The 17720-nt window shown below is 69.0% G+C and carries 18 protein-coding genes and 1 pseudogene; 5 read left to right on the top strand and 14 right to left on the bottom strand.

The genetic code is table 11. The features are described 5' to 3' along the window. Window positions 1–21: 21 nt before the first annotated feature. The 6 genes and pseudogenes from ACY466_RS18675 to ACY466_RS18650 form a co-directional block, all read right to left on the bottom strand. A pseudogene (locus ACY466_RS18675) lies at window positions 22–273 on the bottom strand (monovalent cation/H+ antiporter complex subunit F); the annotation flags it as partial. Beyond that, complete coding sequence (locus ACY466_RS18670) at window positions 270–893, bottom strand: Na+/H+ antiporter subunit E (RefSeq protein ID WP_463247677.1); 624 nt, start codon at window positions 891–893, stop codon at window positions 270–272. The gene ACY466_RS18670 and the pseudogene ACY466_RS18675, both read right to left, overlap by 4 nt. Then, on the bottom strand, window positions 890–2533 hold the full coding sequence (locus tag ACY466_RS18665) for a Na+/H+ antiporter subunit D (protein ID WP_463247674.1): 1644 nt from the start codon (window positions 2531–2533) through the stop codon (window positions 890–892). The genes ACY466_RS18670 and ACY466_RS18665 overlap by 4 nt, the downstream gene beginning before the upstream one ends. Beyond that, the gene (locus ACY466_RS18660) at window positions 2530–3123 is read right to left on the bottom strand and encodes a Na(+)/H(+) antiporter subunit C (protein ID WP_463247671.1); all 594 of its coding nucleotides are present in this window, start codon (window positions 3121–3123) and stop codon (window positions 2530–2532) included. Before ACY466_RS18660 ends, ACY466_RS18665 begins: the two co-directional genes overlap by 4 nt. Continuing rightward, a complete protein-coding gene (locus tag ACY466_RS18655; protein WP_463247668.1) occupies window positions 3120–5945 on the bottom strand; it encodes a Na+/H+ antiporter subunit A in 2826 nt (941 codons plus the stop codon). The genes ACY466_RS18660 and ACY466_RS18655 overlap by 4 nt, the downstream gene beginning before the upstream one ends. Window positions 5946–6081: 136 nt before the next feature. Next, window positions 6082–7479 carry a hypothetical protein gene (locus ACY466_RS18650; protein ID WP_463247664.1) on the bottom strand — a complete coding sequence of 466 codons (1398 nt, stop codon included), beginning with the start codon at window positions 7477–7479 and terminating at the stop codon, window positions 6082–6084. 149 nt (window positions 7480–7628) lie between these two features. On the opposite strand from ACY466_RS18650, the gene ACY466_RS18645 reads away from it, so the two are divergent. Continuing rightward, complete coding sequence (locus tag ACY466_RS18645; RefSeq protein WP_463247661.1) at window positions 7629–8381, top strand: isocitrate lyase/PEP mutase family protein; 753 nt, start codon at window positions 7629–7631, stop codon at window positions 8379–8381. A 4-nt stretch (window positions 8382–8385) separates the two neighbouring features. Here the strand turns inward: ACY466_RS18645 and ACY466_RS18640 are convergent, their stop codons facing one another. Then, window positions 8386–10584, bottom strand: coding sequence for an AAA family ATPase (locus tag ACY466_RS18640; RefSeq protein ID WP_463247658.1), 2199 nt, complete (start codon window positions 10582–10584; stop codon window positions 8386–8388). Between the two features lie 58 nt (window positions 10585–10642). Here ACY466_RS18640 and ACY466_RS18635 point away from each other — a divergent pair, with 58 nt between their 5' ends. Further along, window positions 10643–11371: a type 1 glutamine amidotransferase gene (locus ACY466_RS18635; protein WP_463247655.1), complete on the top strand. Its 729-nt coding sequence runs from the start codon at window positions 10643–10645 to the stop codon at window positions 11369–11371. Here the strand turns inward: ACY466_RS18635 and pssA are convergent. The 7 genes from pssA to ACY466_RS18600 all read right to left on the bottom strand — a co-directional run bounded on the left by pssA (window position 11348) and on the right by ACY466_RS18600 (window position 16437). Then, window positions 11348–12208, bottom strand: coding sequence for a CDP-diacylglycerol--serine O-phosphatidyltransferase (pssA, locus tag ACY466_RS18630; protein ID WP_463247651.1), 861 nt, complete (start codon window positions 12206–12208; stop codon window positions 11348–11350). The genes ACY466_RS18635 and pssA overlap by 24 nt on opposite strands. Next, window positions 12205–12918 (bottom strand): phosphatidylserine decarboxylase, encoded by a 714-nt coding sequence (locus ACY466_RS18625; protein ID WP_463247648.1) that lies wholly within the window; start codon window positions 12916–12918, stop codon window positions 12205–12207. Before ACY466_RS18625 ends, pssA begins: the two co-directional genes overlap by 4 nt. Window positions 12919–13059: 141 nt before the next feature. Further along, window positions 13060–13329: a GlsB/YeaQ/YmgE family stress response membrane protein gene (locus ACY466_RS18620; protein ID WP_463247644.1), complete on the bottom strand. Its 270-nt coding sequence runs from the start codon at window positions 13327–13329 to the stop codon at window positions 13060–13062. 162 nt (window positions 13330–13491) lie between these two features. Further along, on the bottom strand, window positions 13492–14700 hold the full coding sequence (locus ACY466_RS18615; RefSeq protein ID WP_463247641.1) for a PQQ-dependent sugar dehydrogenase: 1209 nt from the start codon (window positions 14698–14700) through the stop codon (window positions 13492–13494). Beyond that, window positions 14697–15164 carry an SRPBCC family protein gene (locus ACY466_RS18610; protein ID WP_463247638.1) on the bottom strand — a complete coding sequence of 156 codons (468 nt, stop codon included), beginning with the start codon at window positions 15162–15164 and terminating at the stop codon, window positions 14697–14699. The genes ACY466_RS18615 and ACY466_RS18610 overlap by 4 nt, the downstream gene beginning before the upstream one ends. 65 nt (window positions 15165–15229) lie before the next feature. Further along, window positions 15230–15817 (bottom strand): hypothetical protein, encoded by a 588-nt coding sequence (locus ACY466_RS18605; RefSeq protein ID WP_463247635.1) that lies wholly within the window; start codon window positions 15815–15817, stop codon window positions 15230–15232. Next, window positions 15808–16437 (bottom strand): RNA polymerase sigma factor, encoded by a 630-nt coding sequence (locus ACY466_RS18600; protein ID WP_463247633.1) that lies wholly within the window; start codon window positions 16435–16437, stop codon window positions 15808–15810. Before ACY466_RS18600 ends, ACY466_RS18605 begins: the two co-directional genes overlap by 10 nt. 119 nt (window positions 16438–16556) lie before the next feature. Here ACY466_RS18600 and ACY466_RS18595 point away from each other — a divergent pair, with 119 nt between their 5' ends. From ACY466_RS18595 to ACY466_RS18585, 3 genes are read left to right on the top strand one after another with little or no spacing between them, the layout of a single operon-like run. Next, window positions 16557–17054 (top strand): Asp23/Gls24 family envelope stress response protein, encoded by a 498-nt coding sequence (locus ACY466_RS18595; RefSeq protein WP_463247631.1) that lies wholly within the window; start codon window positions 16557–16559, stop codon window positions 17052–17054. Then, window positions 17051–17410: a hypothetical protein gene (locus ACY466_RS18590; protein ID WP_463247628.1), complete on the top strand. Its 360-nt coding sequence runs from the start codon at window positions 17051–17053 to the stop codon at window positions 17408–17410. Before ACY466_RS18595 ends, ACY466_RS18590 begins: the two co-directional genes overlap by 4 nt. After that, window positions 17407–17706 carry a hypothetical protein gene (locus ACY466_RS18585; RefSeq protein ID WP_463247625.1) on the top strand — a complete coding sequence of 100 codons (300 nt, stop codon included), beginning with the start codon at window positions 17407–17409 and terminating at the stop codon, window positions 17704–17706. The genes ACY466_RS18590 and ACY466_RS18585 overlap by 4 nt, the downstream gene beginning before the upstream one ends. The last annotated feature ends 14 nt before the right edge of the window (window positions 17707–17720 follow it).

Genomic DNA, 17720 nt, shown 5'->3' with positions numbered 1-17720 from the left:
GGCCAGGCGTGCACGTTCGGTGTCACTGACGCGGAACCGCGCCACGCTCACCGTGCCGATGAATCCCACGACCGACAGAGCCACGATCGACGGCACGAGAGTGGTGTCGCGGCTGTACACCGCCCACACCATCACCCCACACACGACCAGCGCGATGATGGTGTCGACGGCGACGAGTCGGTCCAGGGAGTTGGGTCCGGCCAGTAGCCGGTAGGTGGTGATGAGGGCGGCGGCCGACAGCATGACTGCGGAGATGACGAGAACGACGGTCACGTGCGGTCCTTCCCGGAGTAGTCGGCGGCGATGTCGCGAGCCGTGTCGGCGGCGGCTTCGTCCTCGGCCGGGTCGGAGTTGGAGTTGGAGTGATCGGCGGGGTGCCACTCCGAGTCGCGCTCGAAGGTGGCGACGAACGCGTTCTCGTAGGCGCGGACCAGGGTGCGGAACTGGTCGATGGCTCCGGGTTTTCCCACGTCGAAGGCGTGGATGTAGATGGTGCGCTCGTCTCGATCGATCTCGAGGACGAGGGTGCCGGGCACCATGTTCAATGCGTCGACCATGAGGGTGAGGACCAGATCGGACTTGACCCGGACGCGATACCGCAGGATCGCGTTGCGGGGAGAGTCGCCGGGCCGGACGGAGGCCCAGGCGACCTGCACGGTGGACACCGCGGCGTAATAGACGAGGACGCCCACCAGTCGGACGAACGACAGGGGGTGGAAGCGGCCCTCGACCGGCACCTTGGGCAGTGCGAGAGCGAAGACCACGAAGAGCGCGACCGCCAGGCCGCCCAGGATGTTGGCCGGGGTCACGTTGCCCCACAACAGAACCCAGACACCGGTGAGCCACGTCAACAGGGCGAGCTTCAGGGCGAGGTCGCGGGAGAAATGTTTCATCGTCCGGTCTCCTCGGTGGTGCCGGTGCCTGCCTCGTACGTCACCGGGTCCACGGTGCCACCGAGGACGGCGGTGATGTAGACGTCGCGATCACGAAGCTCGGCTGCGGCTCGATTGCTGATACCGAAGAAGGTGCCCGCGAAGAGGGTCAGCGACAATCCGACCGCCACCAGACCCACGGTGGGGACGAGCATGCCCACCGGCATCCGGCCGGGGTCGACGCGGGTGTCGAACTCGACGTCCGAGGCGTTGTCGAGGAGCGCAGACGGCGAGTCACTGGCCAGCTCGCCCTCGGGGGCGTCGGCGCGCGCTCGCCAGAACGCCTTCGTCCAGACGCGCGCCACGACGTAGAGCGTCAGCAGGCTGGTCACGACACTGCCCGCGACCAGAATCCAGGCGAGCGCACTGGCCTTGTCCGCACCGGCCTGCAGCAGCGCCACCTTGCCGATGAAGCCCGAGAACGGCGGGATGCCGCCCAGGTTCAGTGCTGGGATCAGGAACAGGACGCCGAGAAGCGGACTGGCCGCGGCGAGGCCGCCGAGTCGACGCAGCGACGAGGACCCGGCCTGACGTTCGATCAGACCCAACACCAGGAACAGTGTCGTCTGCACGATGATGTGGTGACCCACGTAGTACACCGCTCCGGACAGTCCGGCCTGGGTGGACAGTGCGATGCCGAAAATCATGTACCCGATGTGCGAGACCAGCGTGAAGGACAACAGTCGCTTGATCTCGCTCTGAGCGATGGCGCCGAAGATGCCCACGATCATGGTCAGCAGGCCCGCGACGGCGAGAAGGTTGTCCATCGAACCGTCCGCGAAGAGCAGCGTGTGGGTTCGGATGATGGCGTAGACGCCCACCTTGGTGAGCAGCCCGGCGAACACGGCGGTGACCGGTGCGGGCGCCGTGGGGTAGGAGTCGGGAAGCCACGCCGACAGTGGGAAGACCGCCGCCTTGATGCCGAACGCCACGAGCAGGATCGCGAAGATCGCGAGCCTCGTGCCCTCCGGGACGTCGTCGAGTCGAAGCGCGATCTGGGCGAAGTTCAGGGTGCCGGTCGCGGCGTAGACCATGGCCATACCGGCCAGGAACACCATGGACGAGACCACCGAGACCATCACGTAGGTGATGCCGGCGCGCACCCGTTCCGCGCTCGCGCCCAGCGTCAGCAACACGAACGATGCGACCAGCAGGACCTCGAACCCGACGTACAGGTTGAACAGGTCGCCGGCGAGGAACGCGTTGCAGACACCCGCGGTGAGTGCGAGGTAGGTCGGCAGGAAGATCGAGACGGGCTGGTTGGCGTCGCCGTCGCGAATGCCCTGCCCGACGGCGTAGACGATCACGGCCAGCAGCACGATCGCGGAGACCACCAGCATCAGCGCGGACAGTCGGTCGACCACCAGCGAGATGCCGATCGGGGCGTCCCAGCCGCCGACCTGCAGCGCGCTGGTGCCGTCGCGATCGGCCAGGAAGAGCAGCATGCCGGAGACGGCCGTGACCGCCACGAGGGCGAGCACCGTGATGGCGCGCTGAGCCCGCGGCTTGCGACCGACCACCATGCACAGTGCGGCGGCCATGAGGGGGATCAGAACGGGGAGCGGGGTGAGCGGCCCGACGATCGACGCGGGAATTGTCATCGGGCGTCCTCGTTCGTGTCCCTGTCGTTCGTGTCCCGGTCGTCGTCCCGATCGCGGAAATACCCCTCGTGCAGGTCCTCGTACGACGCGAGATCCTCGCGGTTGGCCAGCTGGTCCAGAGGAATGGGGTTTCCGTCCTTGTCGAAGGCGTCGCCGGCCTCGCCGGGTTCGCCGGTGACGGGGTCGTCGGACCTGTCGCGATCGGGTGCGTCGGCGAGACTGCGCCGCTGAAGCACCTTGGCGTCCTCGGGGTCGTCCTCGACGACGTCGGCGACGTTGATGGTGTACGAGCGATAGGCGAGCGCCAGGATGAACGCGGCGATTCCCAGGGTGATGACGATGGCGGTGAGGATCAGGGCTTGGGCCAGGGGATCGGAGTCGCCTTCCGCCCCCTCGGACACCCGCCCCACGATGGGGGGATTTCCCGCCGCACCGCCGGCCGTGAGGATCAGGATGTTGATGCCGTTGCTGAGCAGGATGAGTCCCAGCAGCATGCGGACGATGCTGCGTTCGATCAGCAGATAGACGCCGGCCGCGACGAGCGCGGCGACCAGGATCAGCAGGGTGATGTTGGGAGTGTTCGCGGTCATTGCTGCCTCACTTCGATCTGCGCGTCGAGGCGAGCGCCGAGGCTGCGGAGGATATCGAGAACCAGGCCGACCACGATGAGGTACACACCGAGGTCGAAGAACAGCGCGGTGACCATCTTGATGTCACCGAGAAGCGGGAGCGTCACCTCGAACGTGGCGGACGAGAGCACCGGTGCGCCGAGGAACAGCGACGCGATCGCGGTGCCGCCGGCGAAGAGAAGGCCGACGCCGAGGATCTTGCCCGCGTCGAAGGGGAGCGTCTCACCGAGTTCGTACCGACCACCCGCGAGGTAGCGCAGGACCAGGGCCAGGCCCGCGGTCAGTCCGCCTGCGAAGCCCCCGCCCGGGGCGTTGTGTCCGGCGAAGAAGAAGTAGATCGACAGCATCATGACGGTCGGGAACACCAGGCGGGTGGTCACCTCGAGCACCAGCACCCGATGCTTGGGGTCGATCAGATCGCTCCCGCTGAGCCAGGTGATCTCGGCGGCCGCCTGACGTTCGTCCATGGCGGGGGGTGCGTCGGACACCCGCGGGGCGCTGCCGAAGCGGCGGTTCCGGAACACCAGGCTGGCGACGCCCGTGGCCGCGACGAGCAGTACCGAGATCTCACCGAAGGTGTCCCACGCGCGGATGTCGACGAGAAGGACGTTCACCACGTTGCTGCCGTCGCCGAGGTCGTAGGCCGCCGCGGGCAACAGCTCGGCGATGGGCCGCGCGGTGCGGCCGTCCATCGCGAAGGCGCCGACCACGGCGACGGTGACGCCGACCCCCACCGCGAGCAGGGCCCGCATCTTCTTGTGTCCGAAGGCGCGGCCCTCGTCGATCTCGGCGGGTAGCTTGCGCAGCACCAGGATGAACACGACCAGCGTCAGCGTCTCCACGAGGAACTGGGTCAGGGCGAGATCGGGGGCGCCGTGAAGGGCGAAGATCAGGCCTACCCCGTATCCGGTGACGCCGACCAACAGCACCGCCGCGAGCCGGTTGCGCATCACCGTGGCGCCGATGGCGGCACCGATCAGAACGACACCGATGACGATCTGCATCGGTGAGTCGTACAGCCGGGTCTCGACGCCGCTGCGGGTGTAGACGAGCAGCGCGACCAGCGGGAAGATCGCCAGTGTGGCGAGGATGATGGACTGCGTCACCGGGAGTGAGCCGCGCTGGGTGCTGCCCGTGAGGCGCAGCGACGCGGCGTCCATCATGGCGAGAGTGCGGTCGTAGATCCGGTCGGCGTTGAGCGGAACCGGCGGCACGGTCCGGGCGATCGACTTGTGGACGCGGTAGAGCAGCACGCCGACGACGATGACCACGACGGTGAGCCCCAGCGGCAGGTTGATCCCGTGCCACAGCGCGAGGTGGTAGTCCTCGGCGCCGTACGTGGGCAGGGTCAGCGTGTAGGGAGCGACGAGGCCGTCCACGACCGGTGCGAACAATGCCGCCACCAGGCCGAGCGCCGCGAGGAGCGCTGCCGGGAACAGAAACAGCGGTCCCGGGGCGTGCATCGCCGCCACCGCGGCACTCGGTGCGCGCAGCTTCTTGCGCCCGAACGCACCCCAGACGAACCGCAGGCTGTAGGCAACCGTGAGGATCGAGCCGATCACCATCGCGGCCAACACGATCGCCGACGACACCGGGCCCATCGCGTCGGAGTCGAGGGTGGATTCGAAGGCCGTCTCCTTGCCGACGAATCCCAGGAACGGCGGCAACCCCGCCATGCTGGCTGCCGCGAGCACCGCAATGGCGGCGAGCACCGGCGCGTGGTCGCCGAGGTGCGCCAGTTTGCGCACGTCGCGTGTGCCGGTGCTGTGATCGATGATGCCGACCACCATGAAGAGGGCGGCCTTGAAGAATCCGTGGGCCAGGACCATGGCGAGGCCGGCGAGCATCGCGGTGCGCGACCCGATACCGACGATCGCGACCAGGAAGCCGAGCTGGCTCACGGTGCCGAACGCGAGGACGAGCTTGAGGTCGTAGGACCGCAGGGCGCGGTAACCGCCGACGAGCATCGTGGTCAGACCCAGGGTCAGGATGGTCACGCGCCAGGGGCCGGCGTCGGCGAACCCGGGGGCGAGGCGGGCGACCAGGTAGATGCCTGCCTTGACCATGGCCGCGGCGTGCAGGTACGCGCTGACCGGGGTGGGTGCGGCCATGGCGCCGGGGAGCCAGAAGTGCAATGGAACGATGGCCGACTTGCTCAGCGCCCCGATCAGGATCAGCACGAGTGCGACACCGGCGAGCCAGCCGCGAGGCGCGGCCTCGACGACGTCGGACAGGTTGTAGCTGCCCACCATCTGTCCGAGGACGATCAGTCCCACGAGCATCGCCAGTCCACCCGCCGTGGTGACCAGCAGGGCCTGGGTGGCGGCGCGGCGGCTCGAGGCGCGCTCCGCGTAGTGACCGACGAGAAGGAACGACAGCACCGTCGTCAGTTCCCAGAAGATGTAGAGCATGAGCATGTTGTCGCTGGTGACCAGGGCGAACATGACTCCGGCGAATGCCACCATCTCCGCGGCGAACAGGCCGAGTCGTGGCTCGTCGTTCTCGAAGTAGCGGGCGCAGTAGACCAGGATCAACGCGCCGATACCGAGGATCAGCGTCGACATCACCGCGGCGAGCGAATCGAAGCGCAGATCGATGTTCATCGACAGGCCCGGAACCCACTCGATGCTCAGCCGCTGCTCGGTGTTCCAGTTCGTCGCCACCCAGCCCAGGGACGCGGCGGGAACGAGGGCCAGCACCAGGAATGCGTTGCGACCCCAGAGCCGCACCAACAGCGGTGCCAGGAAAGCGGCCACGGTGTGGGCGGCGAGAATGGAAAGCAAGTGGCACTCCGTCGTGAGGTTCGGGCGGCGGGGTGTCAGGCTCGGATCGGGGACCAGCGAGGCGACTGACCGTTACCTTACCCTGCGCAGCCGATACGGAACCGCCCACGGCTGATACCCCGGAGGGTAGCGCCCGCTACGTCCGCTTTTCGCGGGCCGCCGAGCGCGAGATCATGACCAGGCGAAGTGCACCGAAGACGACGACTCCGAGCATCAGATACGCGGAGGTGTGATCGACGGGAGGCGGATCGGAGATGGATCCGATGAGGTCCTCGTAACCCTGCACCGACAGGCTTCCCGTCTCGCCCTGCGGATCGAAATCGGGGATGTCCTCCGGGACCAGAGCCGCGAGCGACGCGGTGTCCACGTCCGGTACGGGCGCGACCGCGGCGAACAGCAGTGCGGTACCCGGTAGCGACAGGGTCAGGGCTCGTGCCGAGGGATCGGGAGCGGTCGGGGCGACGGTCGAGACCACGGTGCCGACGACCATGGCGATCGCGCCGGCCACCACGGCCGTCGCCACCACCGACACCACCTCGATGTCGAGAATCAGCGCAGCCGTCGGGACCGCGGCGAGGAGGACGACCGCGACAGCGGTGGTCCATCCGAGGACGCCGGGCCACCGTCGCAGCGCGGCGGCCACGGCCGCCCCGACCACGATGCCGGCCACCCCGGAGAGCAGCAGAATCGTCGAGTCGACGCGCACGAACGCCCGGACGTTCCAGGTGGACACGGCGGCCGCGATCACCACGAGACCGGTGAGGATCACCCGAGCGTCGGCGGCCTCCCATCGGGCAGCGATGCGGTCGACGAGAAGAACGAACACCACCAGTGCGGCGATGGCCACGCCGAGTTCGGCGTCCGCGGCCACCTCGAGGGCGACGCGTCCGACGACCGCGACGAGTACTGCGTATCCGACGAGCCGAGCGAGATCGGTCCGCGCCGGGACGTCGCCGGTGGAGGTGCCGCGCCCGGCGACGGCGGCGGCGATGGAGAAGACGAACGCCGCTCCGAGCAGCCACCACGCCGGTTCGCCGAACACGCTGGAGCTGAACGGCTGGGACGGGACGAATCCCGCCTCGCTCACCGTGCCCTGGGACGCCACGACGGCGTACCCGCCGAACATGCCGGTGGCGAGGGCGATCCAGCCGCCACGGGAATGTCGCGTCACCTGCGCGGCCGTACCCACGACGATGCCCGCCACCACGCTCTTGAGCAGGTGCAGCGCGGTGAGGACGGCGAGGCCGGCAGATTCCGGGATCGCGACCTTGGTGAAGGCGAGGACGACCACGAAGATCGCGACGAACACCCACGGTCCGATCGGCGAGACCACGGGCCGGGCGGAGAGCGCGGCGAAGGTCAGCACGATGGTCAGCGCGCCGATGACGGTGTACGTGGACTGCGAGGACGTCCACCCCACCAGATCCTCCGGCGTCGCCTGGAACGGCCACGACGTACTGCGCGGTCCGGCGACGATCACCGCTCCGAGCGCGCCGACCGCGGCCGCGGCGAGCAGGTGCGGCCAGAATTTCACGAAGCTCAGGACGGTGATCTCCTCGGTAGTACGGCGGTTCCGGCGTTGTCCCAGGGTAGCGGCACCCGTATGTGTTCCGATTCCAGCGATTTTCGTTTCCCACCGACCACCGGGGAATCTCTGCCGGGTGCGGTGCGGTTGTACCGGCCATGACAACCACAGCATCGAAGGCCGAGACCCTGCTCGCACTGCACGTCCCCGGAACGCCGGTCGTTCTGCCCACGGTGTGGGACGCATGGTCCGCGAACCTGGCCGTCTCGGCCGGCTTCACGGCGTTGACCGTGGGTTCGCACCCGGTGTCGGACTCCATCGGCAAGCCGGACAACGAGGGAATCACGTTCGACGAGCTGCTCACGCGGATCGCACAGATCACCGCAGCCGTGGACGTGCCGATCTCCGTGGACATCGAGTCCGGCTACGGCGAGGACCCGAAGCGCCTCATCGAGGGTCTGCTCTCGGTCGGTGCGGTGGGCCTGAACATCGAGGACACCGTGCACAGCGAAGGCGGTCGGTTGCGCGACGCGCAGGAGCACGCGGACTTCGTCGGCGCCCTGCGCGCGGCGTCGGACGCCACCGACACCCACGTCGTGGTCAACGCGCGGACCGACCTCTTCGTGAAGCAGATCGGGGACGAGAACGATCGCGTCGACCGCGCGATCGCACGCCTGAAGCTGGCGGCGGCCGCGGGTGCGGACGTGCTGTACCCGGTCGGCTTCCACAGCGACGACGATCACCGGCGGCTGACCAGCGAACTCCCACTGCCCGTCAACGCGATCGGGCACCCGGCGAAGCACGACCGCGCGGCGTTCGCCGACCTCGGGGTGGCACGTGTGAGCTTCGGTCCGATCCTGCAGGCCACCCTGGCGGAGCGGGCGAACGAGCTCCTCGCTCGCTGGGTCTGATCGGCTACCGCGCGGAGTAGGCGCGCAGGGCCTCGACCTGCTCGGGGTCGAGCGAGGGGCGCACGTTCTCGCGCGCGGTCTGCACGTCCGACGCGGTGACGACCGCGGCGTCCACGTCGCGGCGCATCGCGGTCAGGGCCGCTTCGCGAAGCAGCGCAGCACAATCCGCCGCCGAGTATCCGTCGAGCTTCTCGGCCACCGTCTCGAGGTCCACGTCGTCCGCCAACGGAACCGACGCGCCCGCGGTGCGCAGGATCGCGACGCGCGCCTCGGCGTCGGGCGGCGGAACGAATACCAGGCGTTCGAGTCGACCCGGCCGGAGCAGCGCGGGGTCGATGAGTTCGGGACGGTTCGTGGCCCCGAGGACCACGACGTCGCGGAGCGGCTCGACACCGTCGAGTTCGGTCAACAGCGCGGCCACCACGCGGTCGGAGACTCCGGAATCGGAGCTCTGACCGCGTCGGGGCGCCAGGGCGTCCAGTTCGTCCAGGAAGATCAGCGACGGTGCGGAAGCGCGTGCGCGCTCGAACAATTCACGCACGGCCTTCTCCGATGCGCCCACCCATTTGTCCATCAGTTCGGCGCCCTTGACGGCGTGAACGCTGAGTTGACCGGAGCTCGCCAGGGCGCGGACCAGGAACGTCTTGCCGCATCCGGGTGGCCCGTAGAGGAGAACGCCGCGCGGCGGGTCCACGCCGAGGCGGGCGAAGGAGTCGGGGTGGCGCAGCGGCCACAGCACCGCCTCGGTCAGCGCTGCCTTGGTCTCGACCATGTCGCCCACATCGTCGAGCGTGAGACTGCCGATCGCCAATTCCTCACTGCCGGAACGTGACAACGGTCGAATCACGGCCAGGGTGCCCACCAGGTCGGCCTGGGTCAGCATCGGCTTCGCCTCGTCGCGGTGGGCGCGAGCCGCGGCCTGCAGCGCCGCTTCCCGGCACAGCGACGCGAGGTCCGCGACCACGAAACCCGGGGTTCGCGAGGCGATCTCGGCCAGATCGAGGGACTCGGTGGGCACGGTCCGCAGCAGGATGTCCAGAAGTGCCGAGCGCACCGACGCGTCGGGAAGGCTGAGCACGAGTTCGCGATCGCACAGGTCGGGCCCTCGTAGTCGCGGATCCGCCTGATCGGGCCGCGCGGTGGTGCACATCAGGGCCACCCCCGCGGTGTCGACGGCTCCGCGCAACAGATCGAGGACCAGAGCCGAGACCGGCTCGGCGGTGGCGGGGAGCAACGCATCGACGTCGGTGACGAGCAGGATGCCGCCCGAACGAACCCGATCCACCGCGTCCCGCACGGCGGCGAGCCGATCCTCGGCGGCCAGCGACCCCGCGGAGGGACCGTCGATCTCCTCGCAGACGCGTGCACCGGCCACGGCGCGGACCAGGGTGGCCTTGCCGACGCCCGCGGGTCCGGTGATCAGGACCCCGAGACGGGGTGATGCGCCGAGGGTGCGCAGCAGTTCGGGCTGTTCCAGGGCGAGATCGAGCCACTCGGTGAGCGAGGCCACCGCCGTGCGGGCGCCGACCAGGTCGTTCACCGGAATCGACGGGTGCGCAGGTCGATCGGGCGCGGCGGGTGGGGTGGATCCGCCTCGACGACTCGCTCCGGGTGTCGCTTCGGATCGCGTCGTCGGCGACCCTCGTCCACCGGCCCAGCCGACGGCGGTGTTGGGTTGAACGCTGACGGCGTCGCCGGGATCGGTGGTCGTGACGGTCAGCAGTTCGGTGGTCCAGGTGGCGCCGACCGACCGGGAGAGGGCCTGCGACGTCGACGCGGTGCTGGTGCCGGGCCCGAGATCGCGGGGGAGCAGCGACACCGCGTCCCCGGTGCACAGGACCTTGCCGAGGAGGGCGCGACGCAGCGTGCTGTCGTCGATCGCCCCACTGGCCAGCGGACCCCCGGTCACGGTCACCGAGGTGGCTCCGCGCACGCTCGCCGGGGTCACGACCACCTGCGCGTTCTCCGTCAGTCCGGTGTTGGACAGGGTGATGTCATCGAGAAGTGCTGTGCCCGAAGCGGTTCCGGGAGGGGCGACGGCCACGACGGCGGCCGTCCGGCGCGACCCCAGCAACCCGACGGCGTCCCACTCACGCAGACCGAGCGCGGTGAGCGCCTCGGCGTGCAGGCGTACGACTCCGCGGCGGGAGTCGGCGGCCGACGTGTTGAGGCGAACGGTCAGTACCAGCTCCGGATCGGTCACCCTTGCGAGCCTAGCGACCCGACGCCGTCGACCCGGTCGCGGCGATTAGTCTCGCGGCATGCTTCGCGCCGCCATCGTCGTTCACGAACGCGATCTCGACCTCGGTGTCCGCAACGTCGGCTCGCTCGGTCCCCTGCTGATCGATCGCGGTTTTCGGGTGGACGTGGTCTCCTTCGAAGCGGAGGGCGCCGTGCGTCCCACGGCGGGCGAGGCCGACCTCGTCGTTCTGATGGGGTCCGCCGACGCGGCGTTCGACGACATGTTGCCCTGGCTGGCGGACGAGATCGCGTACGTGAGCGACGCGGTGTCCCGAGGAATCCCGATGCTCGGCGTGTGTTTCGGCGGCCAGTTGCTCGCCCGCGTGCTCGGCGGGACGGTGACGCGCGCAGAGCGCTCGGAGCACGGGTTCCACGAGGTCGAGACCGACGCACCGTCGCTGGTGGCGTCGGGCCCGTGGATGCAGTTCCACGACGACACGTTCACGCTGCCGCCGGGAGCGACTGCGGTGGCCCGGACCGCCGCGGCGCTGCAGGCGTTCACGTCCGGTCCGCACCTCGGAGTGCAGTTCCACCCCGAGATCACCCCGGACGTCTTCGAGTCGTGGGTCGACGGGTGGATCAGGCACGGTGACCGCGACGCGGTCGAGAGCGCGGTGGACGTCCCCGCGATTCGGGCCGCGGTCGCCGCTCGCAGCGAGACTGCGCCGGCCGCGTGCGCCGAACTGGTCGACGCGTTCCTCCACCGAGCGGGTGTGTCGCCGCCGTCAGGAACCCTGCGGCCGACGTAGCCGCAGCCGCGCCGACGACGCCCCACCGCGCGGGGGCCGACGACGGCGAGCGGCGCGTCGTACCGCACGACGCTCGGCCGGTTTGACCTCCCAGGTCTCCGGACGTGCGGCGACCCAGCGCTGGGATCGGATCGCGAAGGGGATGTGCCCCAGATACACGACGATCAGCACCATGAGCAGCACGTACGGGAACGTGATCAACGCGGCTCCGGCCAGGCCGACCAGGATCAGCAGCAGAGCCACCATGCGCGGCGGCACGGACACCGACTTGAGTGCGAGGGTTGGAATGCGGCTGACGATCAGCATTGCCGAGAGGATCACCCAGGTGGCGACCACGTAGTACGAGGTCCACCAGCCCGCACCCCATTGCAACTCCACGGCCAGCGGAAACAGGGTTATCAACGCTCCGGCCGGAGCCGGGACGCCGACGAAGTACTCGCCGACGAAGGATGGTTGCGTGTCGTCGTCGATGAGGGTGTTGAATCGCGCGAGCCGCAGCACGATGCTCACCGCGTAGACGAGGGCGATGACCCAGCCACCGCCGCTGCCCTCGAGCAGCGTCACGTAGAGCACCAGGGCGGGGGCGACGCCGAACGAGATGGCGTCGGCGAGGGAATCGAGTTCGGCGCCCATCCGCGAGGTCGCGTCGAGAAGACGCGCGATGCGGCCGTCGAGCGAATCGAGCACGGCGGCCGCACCGATCATGGCCAGGGCCAGCCCGAGCCGATCGTCCAGCGCGAATCTCACGGCGGACAGGCCGGCGCAGAGCGCCAACACCGTCACCGCGCTGGGAAGCAGCCGAACCGCGCCGTTCCGTTTGGTGTCCGTGTCGCTCACGGCAGTTCGGCCAGGACCGTTTCGGCTCCGATGGCGCGTTGGCCCGGCAGCACCTGAAGTCGCGAGCCGGGTGGGAAGTAGGTGTCGACGCGCGACCCGAAGCGGATGAGCCCGTAGGTGTCTCCGATGGTCAGGGTGTCACCGACCGAGGCCTGACACACGATGCGCCGCGCGATCAGGCCGGCGATCTGCACGACGGCGAGGTCGTGGCCCGAGGCGGTGCGGAGGTGCATGCTGTTGCGCTCGTTGACCTCGCTGGCGTCGGCCAGGTCTGCGGACAGGAACTGCCCCGACTTGTGCACGACGGCCTGCACCGTGCCGGCGACGGGAGCGCGTTGCACGTGTACGTCCAGCACGGACAGGAAGATGCTCACCCTCGGCACCGCCTCGGTGCCCAGGTTCAACTCGGGCGGCGGGACCGCGGTGTCCACCAGTGCGACCTCGCCGTCCGCGGGGGCGACGGCGATGCCGGCGCGGTTCGGCGGAACGCGATTCGGGTGCCGGAAGAAGCCGGCCACGGCACCTGCGCTGAGCAGGGCGGCCGTTCGCACCGTCGGACGCTTGCGTGCGACGACGGCGACGGCGAGCGGAGCGGCGACGAACGGCAGACCCGCGGGGTGGAGCGGAGGAATGCTGGACTTGACCAGGTCGGCGATGTGACCGATGCCGGTGGGCTGGGGGGTGCCTTGCGGAACGGGTCGGCGGGCCACGGTCTCCTCTTACGTCGATGTATGTGGGTGGTGGGAGCAGATCGTTCGGTCCGAGACAGCGCTCGGGGCCCCTCACAGATTACGTGAGGGGCCCCGAGTCGTGCCGTGACGGTCGTGGGGATCTCGTAGACCCCCCACGAATCAGACGCGCGAGCCGCGTCCGGTCACTGCCTTCACGATGGCGAGCAGAATGACCGCACCCAGGAGGCAGGTCAGGAAGCTGAAGATGATGCCGCCGCCCTCGACGTCGAACACGGCGCTGAGGAGGAATCCACCCAGCAGACCGCCGATGATGCCGACGACGATGTTCAGGATGATGCCCTGCTGCGCGTCGGTCTTCATGATCTTGCTACCGATCCAGCCGGCCAGTCCGCCGATGATGATCCAACCGAAGATGCCCAGACCCAACATGATGAAACCCCTTTGCTTATGCGTGATCCGGGTTTCGGATCCAACGTCCAAGCAGGGCTACCCGACGGCCGGGCACGGCAAACGTGCCTACGCCTCGGCCGAGGTCACGAACGGGGCTCATTTCAATGTACCTGCGGCATCGGCGACCTCGCCACCAGTGGTTCAGGGGGTGACGAGCAGGACCTGGTCGGCATCACCGTTGTCCGTGGTGACCAGCATGCTTCCGTCGCTCTGAGCGGTGACCGAACGGATCCGTCCGTACTCGCTCAGCGCCGGAATCGTGGTCTGGTTCGTGATCTCGGTTCCGTCCTCGGACAGGGCGAGGAGCAGCACCTGCTGTTCCTTCTGGACGCCCACGGCGAGCGCGCCGTTCCACTCGCCCCAGGCTTCGCCGGTGAGGAAGGTGCCCGACGCGGTGGCCAGGGTGCTCGCGCCCGAACTCCACACGGCGCCGATGGCGCCCGGAACACGCTCGGGGTCGGTCATGGCGACGGACTCGTCGTAGCCGGACCCGCTGCGGTCCGGACTCCAGCCGTAGTTTCCGCCGGCCTGCAACAGATTGACCTCGTCGTCACGATCGGATCCCTGCTCCACCGAATAGATCTGGTCGGTGCCGGGACGTGCGGCGAGACCCTGCACGTTGCGGTGGCCGAGGGTGTAGACCGGGCTGTTCGCGTCGGGATTGCCGGCCGCCGGTTCGCCCGTCGCCGCGTCGACACGCAGGACCTTGCCGCCGAGCGAATCCGGATCCTGGGGAACGGACGGCTGCGCCGAATCGCCGGTTCCGATGAACAGGGTGCCGTCGGGCTGGGGCAGGATCCGGCAGCCACCGTGTCGACCGTTGGTGATGGGGAAGCCGTCCACGACGGTCCGGTCCCGCTCGAGCGAGGACCAGTCCGGTGCCGCGGTCCAGGCGACGACGCGAACGTCACGCACGTCGCCGTCCTCGAACCCCTGGCACGAGTAGACCGTGCGAGTGGAGTCGAAGTCCGTGTCCAGCGCCAGCGCCATCAGTCCGGTCTCGCTCCCGACGAACAGATCGTTCAGGTCCGCGTCCACCGCGGTCGGCTCACCTCCGGGCGGGACGACCGTGAAGCGGCCTTCGCGCTCGGTGAACAGCACGGTGCCGTCCGGCGCGCGGACCGCGTCCCAGGGGCGCGAGAGCCCGTCGGCGACGACGGTGATCTCGACGTCGAGGTCACCTCCCGTGCCCTCCTCGGGGGTGGTGGGGGCCGACTCGGTGGACCCGAGAGAGCCGCCGGACGCCTCGGGTGGCGTCGGGTCCGAGTCGGCGGTGCCGCTGCTGCAGGCGGAGGCGCCGAGTGCGGCCGTGAAGAGGAGGGCGGCGAGAGCCGGGGTGCGTCGCGTCATGACCCCACGGTACGAGAACTCTCGGCGGCCGCCTTGATGCGTCGCAGCGTCGCGTTCATTCCGTCGGTCAACTCGGCCTCGAACTTCTCGCTGCCGCCGAAGGCCAGCTTGACCAGAACGTTCGACACGGCCGACGTTCCACCCGGTGCCTCGCGGCGCTCGGTGACGCGGGTTCCGGACTCGGTCTCGTCCAGGGTGTACGACCAGATGGTGTTGTTCTCCACCACGCGGAACGCGAGAGCCTTCTCCGGCTCCACGCGGGTCACCTTGCTGCTCGTGGGCCAGGCCAGCACGCCGCGGCGGTTGAGGTTCACCGTGCGGGTGCCGACGCGGAGGTCACCGAAGACCTTCATCTTCTTGCACTGCGGGCTCCACTCGCCCATGCGCTTCAGGTCGGACACCACGGCCCACACCTCGCGCGGGGTGGCGTCGATGTCGATGGTGGCGGCGAGCGGTGTGGCCATGGGGTGAGATCTCCTCGTCGGCTTCTGTGAACAGCGGCATCTGTGTACGTCGGGTCACAGACACTTCAGTCGGATTGTAACCCGGCCTCTTCGTCCGCGGCGAGCAGATCCGCGATGTGGACGGTGATGTCGTCGAGGCCGAGGATCGGACCGAGAACGGTCTCCACCGCCGCACCCGTCCGCTCCGCGACGAGGGCGGCGAGCGCCGAGAAGTCGTCGTCGAAGAAGACCGCGATGTCCACGTGCACCCCGGCGCACCGGTGCCGGTCGACCACGTCGAGCTCCACGTTGCGCACGTCGCACCGAACCTCGCGCAGCGCGCGCGAGATCTCGAGCAGCACCAACTGGTCGGACACGCGCAGGGTGTCGCCGTCGGACTCGTCGCCGTCGAGGGCGGAGTCCGGTGGGAACACGGCGTCGATCACGCGCGTGCGGCGGGCCGTCGCCCGCAGTTTGGTGAGGATCGCGGTACTGACGGTCAGCCAGGACGGATCGTCCTCGTTGCGCAGTTCGACGGCGGCTCGTTCGAGCAACGGGTCCGGGCGGTCGTCGACCTCGGTGAAATCCTGGTTCGGTTCGTCTCGGTTCGGGGCGTCTCGGTCGTACGGGGAACCGTCCGGGTGTGCAACGGACGGTTCGGGGTTCAACGCCATGCCGCCATCCTCTCGCTCAGTGTTGCGCGTGCACGATTGACCTGACCGCGAACGGCCGACGGTGACATGGACAGAATCCGACCGACCTCGACGTGCGTCATGCCCTCGACCTCGCGGAGCAGCCAGCACGAGCGCTGGTTCTCCGGCAGCGCGGCGAGCGCCACGCGGAGATCGTCGAGAAAGCCGCTCTCGCTCGCCTTGACCTCGGGATCGTCCGTCGCATCGGACACCGCGTCGTCGAAGACCCAATCCTCCGCCGGCCGCGGGGTGCGCCGACGGGTGAAGTCGATCGCCTTGTGCGCGGTGATACCGAACAGCCACGTGCGCAGGGCGGAGTCCGAACGATAGTTGTCCAGGCCCTTCCATGCGGCGACGAACGCGTCCTGCACCACCTCCTCGGCCGCGCCGTCGTCACGCAGCATGTTGCGGGCGTAGCGGTACATGGCGGGACCGTGGGTGCGCACGATGGTCTCGAAGGCCGTGCGATCACCCATGACCGACGCGTCGATGAGCGCCTTGTCCGCGGCGCGTTGGTCGGTGGGTGGCGTTGCGAGAGTTGCCGTGTCGGCCGACGCAGAGTCGGACGCGATGGTCTCGTCCGTTCCGACGTCGATGGTCACGCTCCTCATTCGTCGCGTCGTGCTCCGGAGGTAGCCTATGTGTCTTACGTCACAGATGCGCACGCTTCGGCGGACGGAACTCGACTCACTCCCGAACCCAAACGAAAGGATCACCTGAGATGACCTCATCCGCGCAGACCTCGGGCAACACTTCCTCGACCGCGCAGTCCAGCAGCAAGACGGTCGAACGCACCGAGTCCGACTCCAGCTCGAGCACGCTGGTCGCCTCCGACGGCCGCACCACCATCGCCGACGTCGTCGTCTCCAAGATCGCCGGCATCGCGACCCGCGAGGTCCAGGGCGTCCACGCCGTGGGCGGCGGCGCCACCCGCGCGATCGGCGCACTGCGCGAGCGCATCCCCGGTGCCCGCGTCAACCACTCCCAGGGCGTGTCCGTCGAGGTCGGCGAGCGCCAGGCCGCGGTCGATCTGGACATCGTCGCGGACTACGGCGTGGCCATCTCCGATCTGGCGTCGGGCATCCGTCGCAACGTCATCGGAGCGGTCGAGCGCATGACCGGCCTCGAGGTCACCGAAGTGAACATCACCGTCCACGACGTCTTCCTCTTCGACGAGGAAGAGAACAACGAAGACGCGGCACCCGCCCGGGTTCGATGACCGCCCCCGCGTCGGCCGACGACATCGCTGACCGAATCGCCGCAGCGGTCGAGGCCGTATCCGGCGTCGCCGCGCTGCACGGCGGGATGTTCGGCGAGGTGGCGACATATCTGCCGGGTCGACGCGTGGCCGGGGTGAACGTCAGACCGGACGGCACGGAGATTCACATCGCCGTCACGCCCGACGCCGTCGTGCGATCCACCGCCGCCGAGGTTCGCTCGGCGGTGCGTGGGATCGTCGACGGTCCGGTTCACGTGGTCGTCGAGGACGTGGCGGAACCCGCGGACCCCGCCGACGACGCCGCGCCCCGTCCGGATGCTTCCGCCGAGTCCGCGGTGGGTAACCCTGCTTCGTGAACGTCACTCCTGACCCGAAGTCGGGACGCGTCCCCGAAGATCGGGTGTCCGCCTACCGGGAGGCGCGTCGGGCCGCGGCTCGGGCGCACCACCCGGATCTCGGCGGGAACGCCGACTCGCTGATCGAGGCGTTGCACGCGGTCGACCGCCGATTCGGTGCGGTCGGTGACGCCGTCTCCTCGGACGGCGCACCGACCGTCGGCGGATTGACGACCCGCAGAGCACAACTCGCCCGGCGCATCCGCGCCGTCCGGCGAGCGTTGCCCTCTCGGCGCAAGTATTTCGACGTTTCCTGACCCCTTCACTCTTC

The organism is Rhodococcus sp. K11/5 (assembly GCF_055193735.1).
The sequence above is the reverse complement of the archived record's forward strand: the minus strand, read 5'-3'. Positions and strand labels throughout refer to the sequence as shown.

What these genes read in the sequence shown, in the direction of transcription:
- ACY466_RS18605 (WP_463247635.1), bottom strand. Translation starts at nt 15,817, where the DNA reads ATGGCGTTGAACCCCGAACCGTCCGTTGCACACCCGGACGGTTCCCCG.
- ACY466_RS18590 (WP_463247628.1), top strand. Translation starts at nt 17,051, where the DNA reads ATGACCGCCCCCGCGTCGGCCGACGACATCGCTGACCGAATCGCCGCA.
- ACY466_RS18610 (WP_463247638.1), bottom strand. Translation starts at nt 15,164, where the DNA reads ATGGCCACACCGCTCGCCGCCACCATCGACATCGACGCCACCCCGCGC.
- ACY466_RS18615 (WP_463247641.1), bottom strand. Translation starts at nt 14,700, where the DNA reads ATGACGCGACGCACCCCGGCTCTCGCCGCCCTCCTCTTCACGGCCGCA.
- ACY466_RS18635 (WP_463247655.1), top strand. Translation starts at nt 10,643, where the DNA reads ATGCTTCGCGCCGCCATCGTCGTTCACGAACGCGATCTCGACCTCGGT.
- ACY466_RS18660 (WP_463247671.1), bottom strand. Translation starts at nt 3,123, where the DNA reads ATGACCGCGAACACTCCCAACATCACCCTGCTGATCCTGGTCGCCGCG.
- ACY466_RS18665 (WP_463247674.1), bottom strand. Translation starts at nt 2,533, where the DNA reads ATGACAATTCCCGCGTCGATCGTCGGGCCGCTCACCCCGCTCCCCGTT.
- ACY466_RS18620 (WP_463247644.1), bottom strand. Translation starts at nt 13,329, where the DNA reads ATGTTGGGTCTGGGCATCTTCGGTTGGATCATCATCGGCGGACTGGCC.
- ACY466_RS18645 (WP_463247661.1), top strand. Translation starts at nt 7,629, where the DNA reads ATGACAACCACAGCATCGAAGGCCGAGACCCTGCTCGCACTGCACGTC.
- ACY466_RS18670 (WP_463247677.1), bottom strand. Translation starts at nt 893, where the DNA reads ATGAAACATTTCTCCCGCGACCTCGCCCTGAAGCTCGCCCTGTTGACG.
- ACY466_RS18595 (WP_463247631.1), top strand. Translation starts at nt 16,557, where the DNA reads ATGACCTCATCCGCGCAGACCTCGGGCAACACTTCCTCGACCGCGCAG.